Origin of the sequence: Shewanella sp. KJ2020 (assembly GCF_024197625.1) — a bacterium.
Taxonomy (GTDB): Bacteria; Pseudomonadota; Gammaproteobacteria; order Enterobacterales; family Shewanellaceae; genus Shewanella.
The window spans coordinates 66,891-84,242 of record NZ_JAKUKD010000028.1 but is presented as its reverse complement, the minus strand read 5'-3'; the positions used below and the strand labels follow the sequence as shown (position 1 = coordinate 84,242).

Sequence of the window (17,352 nt, the reverse complement as noted above, 5' to 3'; positions counted from 1 at the left end):
TTTTTTTATAGATACTTAGTAATTGACAAATAAAAGGTTGAACTCTTTTTGTCATAAATCTCAAATCCCTGAGATGTCCCCACTTCTGGGTTATAGAAGCGACCACTATTGTTGTGACCAACGGCCAACACCCAGTCAGTCGTAAATGACCAACCGAGTTCTTGGGCAAAGGTAAATTGATCATCGAGTCGACGACCGTAATAGTTTTTGGAGATCCGATAACGACCATTCATATCCAAATACCAATTGGCCGTTATTTGCCAATAAGCATCGAGTAATCCATCGAGTTGCTGTTCAACTAACACGCGCTCACCTGCGGTTTTATATTGGTAAGCGTTGTAGCGATAGCGCGGTGAAAAATAAAAACTCAGGTTATCTAGCGGGCTCCAAAATAAGTACGCGGCAATACGCGGCGCATATTGCAACCGATCCAGTTTTGATTCGCGCTCTGCGGGCAGATACACACCTAAACTGCCTTTCAGTGAGACTGTATCACTCAAGGCATACAGTGGTGTGCGGTACTCCAGCAAAGGGTCATAGAAACTGGACTCTTTGCCATGCAATGTTTGCTTTTCCCCCCCAAAGGTAAGCAGCACATTGCCCCAATTTGCCTTGTAATCTATCCGGCTATCGATGTTATAGGCTTGATAGGCGTAATAACTATCCGAGTCATAAATGTTTCGCGTAAAACCCGCATTAATGTAGCCAGACCATTTTGCTGCTTGTGCATCCGTTGCTAGCTCAAATTCATTGACGGCTAATGCTTGGCCGACAAATGAGAAACTGGCCAACATCACCTGCAAGCAGATAAACACAGACCATTTATTTCGCCGACGAGATATCGACGAATAATATTGATTATTCGTTGGTTGCATAATAAACCTTGATTTATAGTTTCAATGAAAAATAACGATATAGAGTACGCGCTCTTTTTTAACACTAGGATGTACTTGCTTTAATGGACTTTATCCAATTAAGTAAAATCGAGTAACAACCTTATATATTAGTAATATAACCACATATAAATATGGTTAAGACGAAATAAATAAAACTTAGAAAAACAAAAAAAGACATTCCAAGAAATATGCTTTCAAAATCCGTTTGACTAAAGCCAGTTCAAAGGGGGGCGTTACATTCGCCGACCATGATTACATGCTTATTAATCAAATACTTAATCTGAAAAACCACCACCAAAGCAATCAATAAATCAATACTTTCAACAGCAAAATAATCAGGCGCCGGGGTAATTTTCACAGGTAAGCTCACCCATAACATTCCGAATATCAACCACACACTCACAGCGAAAATAAAGCGCTTGGGTATTTTGGGATAAGTTTTTGTGGCCAATTTAGTTAATATTGTTCGCCAATACGTCATGCGATAAATAATATCCACTGCAACACCACAACAAAGATACAAAACGATACATTAATTGCATCATACGCACGAACAAAAAATCATTTCAACTCAAGCAAGAGCTAACTCATATTAAATTAAAATAAACATGAGTTAGATCAGATAAACTTAGTAAAAATAAACATAAAAAGCACAAAATAAAACAATAAGACTCATTCAGAAAAACAATTTAAACAAATTTATTTAAAAATAAATAACAACATGCAGTGCGATTATTTACATATACCACCACAATGTCATTGCGGAAGGATATTTTTGGAGAATATTTGGCACTAGGATTCCCCGTAGCGCAGACTCTATATTGCTGGCCATTACGCTCAAATTGCCATTGGTCATGGGTTCAATTATCTAGTTTATAAAATAAGCAGTTAACTCTATATTACCGATATCACCCATGCAATTAACCAGACTCAAACCAAGGATATGATTGCCCAGCATCATCTACTCAATCGCATCGCCGAACTTATCGATACCGACATACCGACAAAGTACAAAGCACCTTTAGTGTGCATTAGGGTACGATCAATGCGCAAATCCAAGCGCATTCAGGTCAGTGTGATATGCTCTTTAGATAATCTGGATATATGAAGTGTGAATAGAAAAGTCGAGTTCCACTAAGAGTTATGCTTGCTAACGCATTAACAAAAAAGCGCCGAATTTGGCGCTTTCTATTTTAAAATCAAATCAGTCAAAAGAGTTAAACCAACGTCATTGCCATTTTGCGACGCAGATAGGCTATTTGTTGCATATGCGGTAAATCCTTAGGGCAGTTATCTTGGCAGCCGAGTAAGGTCATACAACCAAATACCCCATCTTGATTACCGATCACATGATAAAAATCCTCCGCTGTGCGAGCATCGCGGCTGTCCATTTCAAAACGGGCGATTTTCATCATGCCCACGGCGCCAACAAAGGTTTCACGCATTTGCTTAGTCGCACAGGCTGAAACGCACACCCCACATTCGACGCAGCGCTCTAATTCATATAAACGTGCAGCTTCCTCAGGATCCATAGGGTCTTCTAAGCGATGCACATTGATGTCGTTAGATTTGGGATGCAGCCACAGCTTTAAGCGTTCGGCTAACTCACGCATAAATTTACCCGTGTTAACCGATAAATCGCCAATCAACTCAAAACCTGGCAGCGGCATTAGGGTAATTTCACCCTTAGGGTATTTGGCGGTTAAGGTGCGACAAGCCAGCGTTGGAAAGCCGTTGATCACCATAGCGCAGCTACCGCAAATACCGGCGCGGCAGACAAAATCAAACTGCAGGGAAGTGTCTTGCTCTTCCCTAAGTTTATTCAGGGCGATAAATACTGTCATCCCAGGGGTTTCAGTTAACTGATAACGCACCATTTTCGGCTTATCGTTTGGCTCCTGCGGATCATAACGAAAGATATTAAAGGTGAGCGTGCGACCTTGGCTCATTATGATTTTTCTCCTAACGCATTGGCAGATGGGCTTTTTAAAGTATCACTTAATCGTTCGTTCTTAGGTTGCAGGCTCGGTGGCAACTCAAATGGCATAAGGGCCTGTTGCCGCTGATAACGGTCCGCATCCTCTCCTAGCTCTGCCAGAATGTCGGCAATTTGCTGTTCGCGCTTTTCGGTATCCGGATGCACTATGGCATTGTTGATACCATAGCCACGATAACCCGGCGGTAGTTCCATTTTCATTACATCGAGCGCTTCGTAATCCAGCACAGGTTCAAGGGCGTCGGCATCGGGCCAACTCGCTAGGGTGCGATTTAACCAATCGCGGTCATTGCGCTGCGGATAATCCTCTCGGGCATGGGCGCCACGGCTCTCGGTGCGTGCCGCTGCGCCGCAGGCAACAGTTAGCGCGACTTTGAGCATACGCTTGACCCGCAGGGCTTCGACCAACTCTGGATTAGCATGGCGTTTTTTACATTTAAGCCCAAGCTTGCGCGAACGCTCCAGCAACACTTTAAGCTCGGCCACGGCCTTATCTAGCTCAGGACCATTACGGAAAATCCCCACATAATCCATCATAATGCGTTGCATTTCACGTTTGAGTGCAAAGGCGCTTTCGTGGCCATCGCCCTCGACCAAAGTGTCAATTTCAGCTTGCACTTGCTGCATAAACTGTTCGGCAAGTTTAGTGTCGATTTCAAGGCTATTATTTTCACAGAAATCGGCAACATACTTACCGATAATCATGCCACCTACCACAGTTTCGGCCAGCGAATTACCACCTAGACGGTTAAAGCCGTGCATATCCCAACAGGCCGCCTCACCCACGCTGAATAAACCTTTAAGCTGTGGGCTTTCACCCGTGGCATTAGTGCGAATACCGCCCATAGAATAATGCTGGGTTGGTCGCACTGGGATCCAGTCTTTCGCGGGATCGATACCAAGGAAATTTTCACAAATCTCTTGGACTTCACGCAGGTTCGTTTCGATATGTTTTCGCCCCAGCAGGGTAATATCTAGCCACAAATGCGGCCCATAGGGGCTATCGACACCCTTACCCTTACGTATATGTTCCGTCATACGGCGTGATACCACATCTCGGGATGCCAACTCTTTTTTATCCGGTTCATAGTCCGGCATAAAGCGGTAGCCATCTTTATCTCGCAGCAAACCACCGTCACCACGACAACCTTCAGTGGTTAAAATGCCCACGGGCACAATCGCCGTGGGGTGAAATTGTACCGCTTCCATATTGCCTAGGGTGGCGACGCCCGTTTCTAGTGCTAAGGCTTGACCTATGCCTTCACAGATAATCGCATTGGTCGAAACCTCGTAAATACGGCCATAGCCGCCAGTCGCAATCGTTGTAGACTTAGCCACATAGGCACGTAACTCGCCGCTGATAAGGCAGCGGGCGATGACCCCGTGGCAACGTTTACCATCGTGAATAAGTGCTAGGGCTTCGACGCGCTCATGGACGGGAATATCCATAGAAATCGCTTTGTTATCCATGGCATATAGCAGTGAGTGACCCGTACCATCGGCGGTGTAGCAGGTGCGCCATTTCTTAGTGCCACCAAAATCGCGGGCATTGATTAGTCCGTGCGCTTCCTGCGCCTCATGGAGAGTCACCTTTTGCGCGTTGACTATCACTTCCCTTGGGCCGGCCGTCACCCTTGACCAAGGCACGCCCCAGTTAGCTAGCTCACGCACCGCCTTAGGTGCGCAGTGGGCAAACATCCGCGCGACTTCTTGGTCACATCCCCAGTCAGAACCTTTCACTGTGTCTTGAAAATGCACGTCTTCATCGTCACCCATTCCCTTAACGGCATTACCTAAGCTCGCCTGCATTCCCCCTTGAGCGGCTGCCGAATGTGAACGTTTGGCCGGAATAAGCGATAAAACTAAGGTATCGAGCCCACGCTCTTTGGAGGCAATGGCCACCCTTAAGCCTGCCAGCCCCGCACCAACCACTAATGAATCGGTATAAATCAGTTTCACGCCTGCTCCTTAATGGGATCTGCTGTTATTGTCGGGTTTATTCGCATATTATCTTTGTTGCAACTCGTCATTATTGATTGATTTTATTGTCTTTTAACTGGCATAGGGTAAAAATGCCAGCAGGGAAGCGATCCCCACTGTGATAAATAGTATGCTGACTATGGTCTTAATTTTTCTCAGTCGGCTGCGGCTATTAAGATCCCGCGCAGCCCCCCACTTTAACGCCACACGGTAGATACCAATGGCCGCATGTAACTCCACTGTGAGTAATAACGGCAGATACAGCATCCACACGCCTTGGTTCCAAATACGATCGGCGCTACCCTGTGGACCTATGGTCTCGGGCGCGGAACCGATTAGCCACAAATGCACAGGCAATAGCAGTAAAATCACCACTCCAGTAATGGCCTGCCAGCGCCATAGGCGTGTATCACCATGGTTGATCACTTGCATTTGTTGTTGCAGCGCCCTTTGCTGACGCAAACTCATCGGCAATTTTTGTAGTGCCACCAGCACATGTACTAAGGCTAAAGCCGCAATGCCGATAGCAATACAAGTCACCACCCAAGGGTAGCCATGGCCATCGGCGGAGAGAAAACTCAGCTCCATAGTGCGCGCCACCCAACTCATGGCATCGCTCCCCAATAAGATCGATGACACAAGCACTAGATGAGTCCATAAAAACACCGCGAGAATGACTCCCGATAAACTCTGGCTTAGATCCAGCCACGCACTCCATTTTTTTATATTTAGTTTAATCGCCATCGCTCTTGCCTCGCGCCGTTAGCTCTATCAAGCCAATCCCATAAGTCCCATTACTCAAAATTAATATCGCTCACAAATTCACCCAAAAACCTGAGTTAGATCAAGTAGGAGACGAATAATTAATCGAATGCTTAAATATTAGCAGCGAAACAAAATCCTGCAGCCGTGAGTTGCAACAACTCACTCCTGATGCAGCAGGATTGGGTTTCTAATTAGTGAGGCACAAAGGGTTGCACCGGGAGACTCAGCTCGCTACCAATAAACATATAAGAAACAAGGCTAGCAGCACCAAGGCAGAGTAAGTAAATGATCAATACCTTAGCGAGCTTACGCAGACCAGAGCGGTTTAAGGTCAAGCCCCACTTTACTCCCACGCGGTACAAACCAATCATGGCGTGTACCACCACAGCAGGCAGCAATAACGCGTATAGCAACCAAGCGTTATCATGATAAACCCGCTCGGCCGATAAATGCGGGCCAATTTCGGGATTCAAAATCATGGTAAAGAGATGCACTGGCACTAAGAAAAATAAAATAAAGCCAGTGATCAGTTGCCAAAACCACGCATGGGTATCTTTATGCTTAATGCCCCCAAGGTGTGAGCGCAGTGCCCGCCACTGCCCAAGCTGTGCCGGAAAGCGCCTGAGCGCCACCGCAGCATGTACTATCACCACCATTAGCATAAACACTGAAAACACTTTAGTAACTATCGGGAAACCATGGCCCGTGCTGCTAAACATACCGCCTTCAAGCAATTGAACTACATGGTAAAATGCCTCTTTACCCAGCAAAATACTCGACTCAAAATGCATATGCAGCAACAGGAAGCAACCGAGTAAGATACCCGTTGCACTCTGTAATCTATCCGCCTTGGCCGACCAAGGGTGGCCTAGTGAGGGTGTGCTCACTCTCGTGTGAACGCGCGTTACGCTTGTCATCTTGCATCTACCTTTGTGGTTTATCGTTGGCACCTCTGGGCAAACTACACCATAACAGCAACCAAAATCACCGTTCAGTGTCACAGATTTAAAGCGTGAGCCAACTCACTGAGCAGAGTGGAACTCTTAGAAGATGATCACAAAAAATCAGCAAAGCCAAACAAAGGTAAAACCAATTAACCAATATATTTCATAGTGTTAAGCTTAAAAATAAAACTGACAATTCGCTTTTTAACCATAATGCGTTAAACCTGCTAACACTTTGACAGGACTGAAATAGCTCGCCACAAATACGGTAGCAATAGCATAAAGATATCAATACGGGAGCCAGCATAAGGCGGGTTAAATTCCCGCACGGTCCTGCATTTTCAGGTGGTTTGGGTATACAATACCGCGATTATTGTTAACCCTTAGCCGCAGGATACTCCCATGCCTTGGATCCAACTCCGTATAAACACCAATAGCGACGATGCTGAAACCATCAGCGACCTGCTTATGGAAGAAGGTTCAGTCTCTATCACCTTTGAAGATGGTAAAGACACCCCTATTTTTGAACCTAAACTGGGCGAAACTCCACTGTGGCGCGATACCGTAGTCGTCGCATTATTCGATGCCGAAACCGACCTGACTCCCACCATAGCCATGCTGAAAACCTTGCCTTTCCTCGGTGAAAACTTCAGCCACAAGATAGAACAAATCGAAGATAAAGACTGGGTACGTGAATGGATGGATAACTTCCACCCCATCCAATTTGGCGAGCGTCTGTGGATCTGCCCAAGCTGGCGCGAAATCCCCGATCCCACCGCAGTCAATGTGATCTTAGATCCGGGTCTTGCCTTCGGTACTGGTACTCACCCAACCACAGCGTTGTGTCTAGAGTGGCTAGATAGCTTAGATTTAAGCGATGAAGGAGTGATCGACTTTGGCTGTGGCTCGGGCATCTTAGCCGTTGCAGCACTGAAATTAGGCGCGAAAAAAGTCACAGGTATCGATATCGACTATCAGGCCATCGACGCCTCACGCGCTAATGCCGAACGCAATGGTGTCGCCGATAAACTCGACTTATATCTACCCGAAAATCAACCCGCCGATCTTAAGGCCGACGTACTGGTCGCCAATATTCTCGCGGGTCCACTGCGCGAACTGGCTCCACTCATTGCCGAACGGGTGAAAACTGGCGGCAAATTAGCCCTTTCTGGTCTGCTCAAAGAGCAAGCTCAAGAGATATCCGACTTCTACAGCCAATGGTTCGATATGGACGAAGCGGCTCACAAAGAAGATTGGAGCCGCTTGACAGGCAAGCGTAAATAGCGCTAAAGGGCTGCGTAACGTGCGCCACTGCTGGCTTAGGCCAATTTTTATCGTTGGCTTCTCAAGGTTAAAAAGTCAAGAAAAAAAATTGCGCCTAGGTCATTTATTGACCTTTTCACGGCCAACAAAAAGGGCTACTATAGCGCCCCTTTGAAGAGCTAAGGTGAAACAGTAAATGCGGATTGGACCCTATCAACTGAAAAATCAGCTGATCGTGGCACCAATGGCAGGTGTCACCGATCAAGCCTTCCGTAATCTCTGTCTTCGTTATGGCGCGGCCCTAGCGGTTTCCGAGATGCTTTCATCCAATCCCGAGGTTTGGGATACGGATAAGAGCCGCCAGCGTATGACGCATTCTGGCGAGGAAGGAATACGCTCAGTGCAAATAGCAGGGGCAGATCCAGAGTTAATGGCACAGGCCGCCCAGTTCAACGTCGAACAGGGTGCCCATATCATTGACATCAATATGGGATGCCCGGCAAAAAAAGTGAATAAAAAGCTGGCTGGCTCGGCACTGATGCAAAATCCACCGCTAGTAAAAGCCATTTTACAAGCCGTGGTCGCCGCAGTGAATGTGCCCGTCACGTTAAAGATTCGCACTGGCTGGGAGCCAGAACACAGGAATGGTGTTCAAATCGCCCAGATTGCCGAGGATTGTGGCATCGCCTCGCTCGCCGTTCACGGCCGTACGAGACAATGCATGTACCGGGGTTTTGCCGAGTACGACACAATTAAAGCAATCAAACAGAATGTCTCGATTCCTGTTGTCGCGAATGGGGATATCGACAGTCCGGAAAAGGCCCGCTTCGTGCTGGACTATACCGGTGCCGATGCTCTGATGATAGGACGGGGTGCTCAAGGACGACCTTGGATTTTCAGAGAAATCCAGCACTACTTGGACACAGGTAATAAGCTAGCGCCCATTGAGGTTGCCCAGCAGCGTGAAGTCATGCTGGAACATCTCACCAAATTGTATGATTTATATGGTGAATATAAGGGTATCCGCTTCGCCAGAAAACATATGGGATGGTACCTAGACCAAGAAGCTCAGCGCCAATTTAGGGCTGACTTTAATCTGCTGGAAACCGCTGCAGAACAGTATTCCCTCGTGGAATGTTATTTTGATGAATTAGTACAGAATTAATAAAGAGCAGAATAGAATGTTTGATCAGACAACTAACACAGAAGTTCACCAGCTTACCGTTGGCAAAATCGAAACAGCAAACGGCACTATCAAGCCCCAGTTATTACGTGACGCAGTAAAGCGTGCCGTAACTAACTTCTTCGCACAGTTGGACGGTCAGGAAGCACAAGAAGTTTATGAAATGGTGCTAAGCGAAGTTGAAGCGCCTCTGCTTGATATCATCATGCAACACACTCGCGGCAACCAAACCCGCGCAGCAAACATGCTAGGTATCAACCGTGGTACCCTGCGTAAAAAATTGAAAAAATACGGCATGAACTAATCCGCAAGGATTAAGCTGTTGTATTAAAAAAGGACTTTCCAGCAATGGAAAGTCCTTTTTGCATTATATGTCCCCCCATATGTACCCCGAGATAATTCCTAGTCGAGTTTCTACCAATAAAATCGCTATTTCTGACATTGAAAATGGCTGCCTTACAGGCTAGTTAGACATCTTCAAAACTTGCTCGATGCGCTGAGTTTATTCAAATTTCACCTAGTAATATGAAATTAAAAATAAATATGGATGATTTGAATGGCCTTTGACTACTATCTATACTACATCGGCAAATAAATAGAGATGTCACAGTCACACTATATAAATAAGCAAGCAATAAAATATAGATAATTTATACATTTAAATCAACAAGTTAAAAATTCCGGCCAATTAACTAAATAACAAGGTGATGCGGTTAAACATCTTATCTATTTTTGATTTAGTTACTGCTCGACTCGCTGTCTGCTGATTTAGTCATACAAGGGATTTTTGTTAGTAATGTGTTCATCACTCATTGAGGCAACACCGAAATGGAAAACAATGAATTAATCGCAGTTGAAAAACGAATCGTCGCCAAATTTTTGGATATGTTTATTAAGTTTAGTCTGATCTTGGGGCTTGCCTCATTCTGCTTTACCGTGTTTTCGCCCTTTATGAACCTAATGCTCTGGGCGTTAATTTTAGCCGTTACTCTCTATCCTTTACACCAACGTTTCGCCAAACGCCTTAATGATAAACAGGGCAAAACCGCGACCTTACTAGTGTTGCTCGGTTTACTCTTATTGGTCGTGCCGACCATAGCCATGGTTAGCTCCATGGGGGACAGCATTAGCAATCTGATTGAGCGCGTCAATAACAATACCCTAGAGATCCCCCCACCGTCGGCCAATATAGCCACTATTCCTCTGGTAGGTGAGAAGCTCAACGCAGTATGGTTAAAAGCCTCCACCGATTTACCATCTTTAATCAAAAGCCTGCAACCACAGCTAGGGGATGCAACTAAAAAAGTCATAGGTACACTGGCCAGTATGAGCGGTAGCTTACTGATGAGCATTTTTTCCTTTATCGTAGCGGGGATCATCATGGCCTATGGCCGCGCAGGTGCAAATAGTGCCGACCGCATTGCTACCCGAATTATTGGCTCAGAGCGTGGTTTAAAACTCACCGCACTGTGCACAGCGACCATCCGCGCCGTGGCCTTAGGTGTTATCGGTGTTGCCTTTATTCAAGCCCTGTTAGTCGGCATTATAATGACCTTCGCGGGTATTCCTGCGGTCGGCATTTTCTTTATCATCGCGCTGATTTTAGGCATAGCGCAAATCCCCGTGATTCTCGTCACTATCCCCGCTATCGCCTATATGTGGATGACGGGCGATCACGGCACTGCCCTTAATATCGTCTTCACTGTTTTGCTGATTGTGGCGGGTATGGCTGATAACGTCCTTAAGCCATTACTCCTTGGTCGCGGTGTCGATGCACCAATGCCAGTAGTATTGATCGGTGCTTTAGGGGGCATGGCGGCTAGCGGTATTCTTGGTATGTTTATTGGGGCAACCCTGCTTTCTATCGGCTACCGCATTTTCATGGCCTGGGTTGACGACGGTCTGGCGGAGACGAGCGAGCCTAATGATCATCAATAACCCTTTTACTCGGACTCTGCTCGGTGGGGCCTGTGTGCTGCTCAGCAGTTGCAGCGTGCTCGGCCCCGACTATCAAAGGCCTGAGGTCAAAGAAATACAGAGTTGGCAGAATGTGAGCCAGAGTCTCTTTAAAAATGAGGCCCATGCCGCTGATTATCACCGATGGTGGGCTCGCTTAGACGATCCGGTATTAAGTGCTTTAGTCGAAGAGTCCTTAGTCAAAAATCCAGATGTGCGCATTGCTGGTCTGCGTATCCTCGAGGCGCAAGCACAACTTGGCATCGCCGAAAGCTTGCTTGGCCCACAGGTCACGCAGGCAACTGGTGAGTGGCTAAGGGCAGGACAAACACAAAATGGCCATAGTGCATCGGGTAGCAGCTATGGTGCCGCCTTTAATCTGGGGTGGGAGCTAGATTTTTGGGGCAAATTCCAACGCGGTATTGAATCCGCTGACGCTAACTACTTTGCCAGCCTCGCTCAATACGATGATGTTCAGGTATTGATGATCGCGCAAGTTGCCCAATATTATGTGAACATTCGCACCGTAGAGGCCAGACTCCAGATAGCCCAAGAGAATGCGCGAATTCAAAAGCGCAGTTTGGAAATTACTGAGCGGCTATTCCAAAGTGGCAACAGTGCAGAGCTAGACGTACAGCAGGCCAAGACTCAATATCTGGGCACCCTCTCAGGTATTCCACAGCTCGAAACCAACCTACGCCAAAGCCAGAACGCCCTGAGCACTTTACTGGCAAGGGCGCCGGGGCCGCTAGCAGAAATGGAGTCAAATACCGGCCATATTCCACAGGGTAAGCTCGCACTGGTCGCCGAAATGCCCGCTGACCTATTACGCCGTCGCCCGGATGTTCGAGTCGCCGAACGGCAACTGGCCGCCCAATCGGGGCTTATTGGTATTGCCGAAAGTGAGCTTTATCCATCAATAACACTGTTAGGCACCCTAGGCATCAATGCCACAGGAGTGGGTAACGAGACATTTTCCTGGGCTGCAGGCCCCTCTATCAGCTGGAACTTACTGGATAGAGGCACCTTGACCAACCAAATCCTGATCCAGGACGCCCGCTTCCAGCAATTACACGAACGTTACCGTGACACTGTATTTAAAGCGGCTCGGGAGGTTGACGATGCCGCCATCGCCTATGCCAACGACCAGAGTGAGATCCTGTTATTGACCCAAACGGGCGAAGCGGCACGCCGCTCCCTCGAAATAGCCAATACCCAATACCGTGAAGGGATGGCCGATTTTCAGCGGGTACTCGACTCCCAACGTGCGCTATTTAACCAACAGGAACGTTTGGTAAACAGTCGTGGGGCCCAAATCCGTAATCTTATCTTGCTTTACAAAGCGTTAGGTGGCGGTTGGGAACAAGGCCGCCAGCGCGCCTTAGTTACCCCTGAAGTCGAAACTCAACTTCGAGCCCGTTCTGAATGGGCGCCACTACTCGATGCGACTCAGCCCCAACCAGATAGTCAGCCCCAACCCAATACTCAAAAGGTGATCCTTAATGACTGATAGCACGTCTTCTCCCGGTCAAACCAGCCGCCGCGCGACATTTGGATTACTGGGGCTCATCGTTCTTCTACTTACTTGGTATCTGATTGCGGATAGGCTAACGCCTTATAGCTCCCAAGCGCGGGTGCAAGCCTTCGTCGTGCCTATCGCCTCCGAAGTGTCGGGGCAGATCCTAAAAGTGTATGTCAATGATAATCAAGATGTTGACATTGGTGAGCCGCTATTCGAAATCGATCCTGAGCCCTATGACATAGCACTGGCTAAGGCGCGCTCTGATTATGAAACTGTACTCAGTGGTGTCAAAGCGAGCAGCGAAGGAGTGAGGGCTGCCGAGGCCGCGCTACAAGCGATGCGAGCCGCCTATGATAATGCAGCCAAAGACGCCGAACGCCAGGAACGCCTCTACCGTGAAGATCCGGGGGCAATATCAGTACGCCGCCTTGAAATCGCCCAAGCGACACGGGAAACAGCTAAAAGCCAAGTCACCGCGGCCGAAGCCGACGTGCGCCGAGCCATAGAGTCTGCGGGGCTCACAGGCGAGAATAACTCCCAACTTCTCAGCGCCCGCTCGGCCGTGAACAAGGCTGAGTTGGATAGACTCAATACCCGAGTTCTAGCACCAAGTCGCGGCCTCATTACCGATCTCAACACAGATGCTGGTCAGTTTATGAGTGCTGGCGCACCGGCCATGACACTGGTCGCCATCCATGATGTTTGGATCTCGGCGGACATGACTGAAAATAACCTCGGAAATATCAAAATTGGCGACAAGGTCAGTATCTTACTCGATAGCTTACCGGGTCAGCTATTCCAAGGGGAAGTTCGCAGCATTGGTTATGGTATAGATGATGGCAAAAACCAGCAGGCAGGTTCATTGCCAACGGTAGATAACAACCGAGATTGGTTGCGCCAGGCCCAGCGTTTCCCCGTTAAAATAGCCTTTAGTGCCGATGATCCTCCTCCCGCAGCGGGGCTGCGTGTCGGTGGCCAAGCCGATGTGCTGGTTTATACCAATGAGGATGGCTTGATGAATTTGATCGGTGCCTTGTATATCCGTCTGATGAGCCTCTTCTCATTCCTCTATTGAGATGCCATATGCATAACGCCGACAGTGCGGTAATTAGAATTAGTGCAGGTGTCGCGATTAGCGTGCTGATTTGCTACGGATTAGCTCTGCCTATGCCCCACCTTGGCTGCATTATGGCTTGGATAGTCCTATGTCGCCCGGGCGCTGCATTGAGTTTGAAGCAAGGCTTGGTCGGCGCTACGCTCCTGCTGGGTATGATGGTTGGCGGAGTCCTGTTAGTGCCCCTGCTGGAACATTATGCTCTGGCAGGCGTGCTCTTGGTCATGCTACTTCTGTACCTCTTGATGCAAAAATCGATCGCTGGCGTGGGGGCGATAGCCATGCTGCTCATTATGGCGATCACTGTTATACCGGTCGCGGGCCTTATTGAGCAGGCATTGGCCATTTCAATTGCCCAGATGATGGCCGTAGGGATCATCATTGGAACCTTAGTCAATGGGATAGCCCACGCTCTATTTCCCCCAAACACTGTGGCAGTCAAAACTCAGCAAGCCACTTTGCCACCCGAGCACCCCAAAAGACTGGCGCTGCGAGCGGTAATCATAGTGCTCCCCATATGGCTACTCGCACTGGGTAATCCGACATTTTATATTCCGGCTGTGATGAAAACCGTGATGCTGGCACAACAAAGTACCTCACTCGACGCTAAGCATGTGGGTAAGGAGCTGGTGCTATCAACCTTAATGGGCGCCTTACTCGCCTTTGCGCTCTGGATGGGGCTGAGTATCTGGCCGTCATTATTGATGTTGGTATTGATGCTCTGCCTAATGACACTTTGGTTGACGAGGCGCTTAGTCCAACTCGTTCCAGGACGTTTCCCGCCCTCCTTTTGGAGCAATGCTTGGATCACTGCCCTGATTCTGTTTGGCCCAGCAATTGCCGAAAGCGCTACAGGTAAAGATGTTTGGTTAGCCGGCGCGATACGCACTGGCCTCTATTTAATGGTCGCAGGCTACGGCTGGCTATGCGTCATCATGCTTGAACATTGGTGGCCCGCTGGTCGGCCGGCACCAGAATCTAATATAGGAGAATAAAATGCTGACAATTATGTTGGTCGGTTTGCCCGTCATTTTGATAAACATGTTACTGCAATCCCTAGCCTCCATCTGGTGCATTCGCTTTTACAGCAAACACTTTTCTAATAGCGATACCCTAACCGCGGGCGCACTGAGTCTATTTGGCATTATCATGATAGTTATGCTGGGCAATTTCGCACAAATCGTTGTTTGGGGTGCCTTATTCTTACTGCTCGGTGAGTTTGAAACACTAAGGGATGCCATTTATCACTCGGGGGTTAACTTCGCCACATTAGGCTATGGCGATGTGGTCATGAGTGCGCAATGGAAGATGCTTGGCCCGTTAGAAGCCGTCAATGGCGCGCTAATGATTGGCTTATCAGGTGCATGTATGTTGGCTGTGTTGCAGCACAATATCCAAAAAAGAATACACTAAGCCCTCATCCTATTTTCATGGTGGCGTGCTTAATCGCGCGCCACAATGACAGCGTCCTAATACCAGCATTGCTAGTTTTTTACATCCTTTGATAATTCCCATGCGTTCTACTCCCTTAGGGATATTTCATCCAATGAATTGTGACTTTGGCTACAAAACCCGACTATTTTAGTCGGGATTAGTTGATCCATTTTAAAGATGCAAATAATATGAATGTAAATTTGTTGTCTGCTTTGGAGTGTTGCTATGTCGTCTGCCAATTTGTCATCAGAGCTAAGCTTGCAGGAAGAGTCATCGGTATTACCACAATGGTTAGATAGGAAAGTGGGAGAACTCGTCGCCGAAGATTTTCGCCGTGCCCATATATTTAGCCAATTTGGAATTGATTTTTGTTGTGGTGGCGGCAAACCGCTATCCGTTGCCTGCGAGCGCGCCGAAGTCGATCCCGATAAGGTCGTCGCTGCACTAGAAGAGGCCGGACTCGTTGGCAGTAGAGAAGATGAGTTAAATCAATTACCTTTGGGGCAACTGATTGATTATATCGAAACTACCCATCACCAATACGTACGGGCAAAAGCACCATTACTGATTGAATACTCAGAAAAAATGGTACGTGCACACGGTGAGCACTATGCCGAAATTATTCCCTTCGCTGGTTGGGTTAGAGCCTTAATCGAAGAGCTAATGCCGCACCTAATGAAGGAAGAAAAAATCCTATTCCCGGCGATCCGCGCACTCTCCCAAGGTGAACAGATTGAAGGTTGTTTTGGCCATATAGGTAATCCGATAAATGCTATGCAGCATGAGCATGAGGAAGCGGGACAGATCCTGCAAAAACTGCATGAATTAACCAATGATTTTACCCCGCCAGAATATGCTTGCACCACATGGCGCGTCTGTTATGCCACCCTAGCGGAATTTGAAGCAGATCTGCATAGACATATTCATCTAGAGAACAACATCCTCTTCCCTAAAGCGCTCCATCTCGCCTAGGGCTAAGTGCTTATCTTGTCATAGATATCAACCTCAAGATGCACAAACTCATCGCTTGAGGTTGCTTTAGTATAAAGCAAAGGCCAAGTCTGGCCTTTGCTGCTTTTGCATGCTACAAAAAGTCATGTGTCACTGACGGATATGCAGCCATGACATTTCAATCCTTTGCACTCGATGATATTGCCGATCTACATGAATCGGCTCAGGTGGAATTTAAGCTAGCGGGTGGTCGTGATGGTCAAGGTCAATTACCCGAGGATATTTGGGCTACCTACAGCTCATTTGCCAATACCTTAGGCGGCGAAATCATTCTCGGTGTACGGGAAATACGCGGGCATTTCACCATCGAAGGCATTCCCAATCCCCTACCCGTACTGCAAGAGTTTTGGGAAATACTCGACGACCCAAGCCGGATTAGCCACAATATTCTGGCGATTTCAGATGTGCAACTGATTCAAATAATGAATAAAAAGCTGATCAGGATCCATGTTCCACTCGCACCCGAGCACCTAAAACCCATCTTTATTGGTAATGATGTCTACACTGGGACTTACTTTCGATTAGGGGATGCCGACATGCATGCAAGCCGTCGACAAGTGAGTCAATTACTGCGCCGCGCCCGTTACTGCAATAAACAGCTCAAGGCGCGCTAACCTTTTACTGTTAAAATCCCGCTAACAAATAACCGCCCACTGTGGCGATTGCCGCACCAGAAATGCGCATTAACTTCCGCTGACCGGTTAAGCGCTGCATCCCAAGGCCAATCATGACCCCGCCTAAATGGATAACCGCTGTCCCGCATAAAAATCCCAGCGCATACAATACAGGGCTCGCTAATTCGGGCATTTCGGCACCGTGGGCATGGCCGTGGAATATGGCAAACACCCCAACAAATGCCATAGCAAATAATAGGGGAAGCTGGCGGTCAAAGGCGATGGCAAGCCCGAGTAACAACACAGATAAAGCGATGCCAATTTCGACAAAGGGCACGGGAATAGCGTACAACCCTAAGATACCACCCACCAACATAAAGGCGACAAATGCTAAGGGAACTGTCCAGATAGCACGGCCACCGAGTTGGGTACTGAGCATCCCCACACTTAGCATGGCGAGCAGATGGTCAAACCCTAACACTGGATGGTTAAAGCCAGACATAAAACCACCGCCAGAATGGATCTCATGGGCCGAAGCCGGCGCGATAAACAGGAGGGAGAGTAGAGCAAATAAGCTTAAGCGCACCATTGTGAGATCCTTGATAAGCAATTGAGAGTCATAGGAATACCATCTAAGACTCTACTGCATATCATGATGCTAAACGTTGATCTTT

Annotated in this window: 17 protein-coding genes and 1 pseudogene; 10 read left to right on the top strand and 8 right to left on the bottom strand. The window is 47.7% G+C overall.

Annotated elements, in window-relative coordinates; genetic code table 11:
• Positions 1 to 5 precede the first annotated feature (5 nt).
• From MJO46_RS15015 to MJO46_RS14990, 7 genes and pseudogenes are all read right to left on the bottom strand, one after another.
• The gene (locus tag MJO46_RS15015; protein ID WP_253990004.1) at positions 6 to 875 is read right to left on the bottom strand and encodes a hypothetical protein; all 870 of its coding nucleotides are present in this window, start codon (positions 873 to 875) and stop codon (positions 6 to 8) included.
• Positions 876 to 1,116: 241 nt separating this feature from the next.
• Positions 1,117 to 1,395 carry a hypothetical protein gene (locus MJO46_RS15010; protein ID WP_253990003.1) on the bottom strand — a complete coding sequence of 93 codons (279 nt, stop codon included), beginning with the start codon at positions 1,393 to 1,395 and terminating at the stop codon, positions 1,117 to 1,119.
• Between the two features lie 289 nt (positions 1,396 to 1,684).
• A pseudogene (locus MJO46_RS19930) lies at positions 1,685 to 1,786 on the bottom strand (LysR family transcriptional regulator); the annotation flags it as partial.
• 327 nt (positions 1,787 to 2,113) lie between these two features.
• A complete protein-coding gene (locus MJO46_RS15005; protein WP_253990002.1) occupies positions 2,114 to 2,845 on the bottom strand; it encodes a fumarate reductase iron-sulfur subunit in 732 nt (243 codons plus the stop codon).
• The gene (locus MJO46_RS15000) at positions 2,845 to 4,851 is read right to left on the bottom strand and encodes a fumarate reductase flavoprotein subunit (protein WP_253990001.1); all 2,007 of its coding nucleotides are present in this window, start codon (positions 4,849 to 4,851) and stop codon (positions 2,845 to 2,847) included. Before MJO46_RS15000 ends, MJO46_RS15005 begins: the two co-directional genes overlap by 1 nt.
• 93 nt (positions 4,852 to 4,944) lie before the next feature.
• Positions 4,945 to 5,616, bottom strand: coding sequence for a fumarate reductase cytochrome b subunit (locus tag MJO46_RS14995; RefSeq protein WP_253990000.1), 672 nt, complete (start codon positions 5,614 to 5,616; stop codon positions 4,945 to 4,947).
• Positions 5,617 to 5,828: 212 nt separating this feature from the next.
• A complete protein-coding gene (locus tag MJO46_RS14990) occupies positions 5,829 to 6,554 on the bottom strand; it encodes a fumarate reductase cytochrome b subunit (protein ID WP_253989999.1) in 726 nt (241 codons plus the stop codon).
• Between the two features lie 429 nt (positions 6,555 to 6,983).
• On the opposite strand from MJO46_RS14990, the gene prmA reads away from it, so the two are divergent.
• The 10 genes from prmA to MJO46_RS14940 all read left to right on the top strand — a co-directional run bounded on the left by prmA (position 6,984) and on the right by MJO46_RS14940 (position 16,678).
• Positions 6,984 to 7,865 carry a 50S ribosomal protein L11 methyltransferase gene (prmA, locus tag MJO46_RS14985; protein ID WP_253989998.1) on the top strand — a complete coding sequence of 294 codons (882 nt, stop codon included), beginning with the start codon at positions 6,984 to 6,986 and terminating at the stop codon, positions 7,863 to 7,865.
• Positions 7,866 to 8,040: 175 nt separating this feature from the next.
• Positions 8,041 to 9,009, top strand: coding sequence for a tRNA dihydrouridine synthase DusB (gene dusB, locus MJO46_RS14980; protein WP_253989997.1), 969 nt, complete (start codon positions 8,041 to 8,043; stop codon positions 9,007 to 9,009).
• Positions 9,010 to 9,025: 16 nt separating this feature from the next.
• Positions 9,026 to 9,331, top strand: a complete 306-nt coding sequence (gene fis, locus MJO46_RS14975; RefSeq protein WP_006083371.1) for a DNA-binding transcriptional regulator Fis — start codon at positions 9,026 to 9,028, stop codon at positions 9,329 to 9,331.
• Between the two features lie 524 nt (positions 9,332 to 9,855).
• Complete coding sequence (locus MJO46_RS14970) at positions 9,856 to 10,965, top strand: AI-2E family transporter (protein WP_253989996.1); 1,110 nt, start codon at positions 9,856 to 9,858, stop codon at positions 10,963 to 10,965.
• Positions 10,952 to 12,493, top strand: coding sequence for an efflux transporter outer membrane subunit (locus MJO46_RS14965; RefSeq protein WP_253989995.1), 1,542 nt, complete (start codon positions 10,952 to 10,954; stop codon positions 12,491 to 12,493). The genes MJO46_RS14970 and MJO46_RS14965 overlap by 14 nt, the downstream gene beginning before the upstream one ends.
• Complete coding sequence (locus MJO46_RS14960; protein ID WP_253989994.1) at positions 12,486 to 13,580, top strand: HlyD family secretion protein; 1,095 nt, start codon at positions 12,486 to 12,488, stop codon at positions 13,578 to 13,580. Before MJO46_RS14965 ends, MJO46_RS14960 begins: the two co-directional genes overlap by 8 nt.
• 8 nt (positions 13,581 to 13,588) lie before the next feature.
• Positions 13,589 to 14,614: a hypothetical protein gene (locus MJO46_RS14955; protein WP_253989993.1), complete on the top strand. Its 1,026-nt coding sequence runs from the start codon at positions 13,589 to 13,591 to the stop codon at positions 14,612 to 14,614.
• Position 14,615: 1 nt separating this feature from the next.
• Positions 14,616 to 15,032, top strand: coding sequence for an ion channel (locus tag MJO46_RS14950; protein ID WP_253989992.1), 417 nt, complete (start codon positions 14,616 to 14,618; stop codon positions 15,030 to 15,032).
• A 246-nt stretch (positions 15,033 to 15,278) separates the two neighbouring features.
• Positions 15,279 to 16,025 (top strand): iron-sulfur cluster repair di-iron protein, encoded by a 747-nt coding sequence (gene ric, locus MJO46_RS14945; protein WP_253989991.1) that lies wholly within the window; start codon positions 15,279 to 15,281, stop codon positions 16,023 to 16,025.
• A 149-nt stretch (positions 16,026 to 16,174) separates the two neighbouring features.
• On the top strand, positions 16,175 to 16,678 hold the full coding sequence (locus MJO46_RS14940) for a helix-turn-helix domain-containing protein (RefSeq protein ID WP_253989990.1): 504 nt from the start codon (positions 16,175 to 16,177) through the stop codon (positions 16,676 to 16,678).
• Between the two features lie 10 nt (positions 16,679 to 16,688).
• On the opposite strand, the gene MJO46_RS14935 is transcribed toward MJO46_RS14940, so the two are convergent.
• Entirely contained in the window at positions 16,689 to 17,267 is a 579-nt protein-coding gene (locus tag MJO46_RS14935) for a HupE/UreJ family protein (protein ID WP_253989989.1), read from the bottom strand.
• Positions 17,268 to 17,352 lie beyond the last annotated feature (85 nt).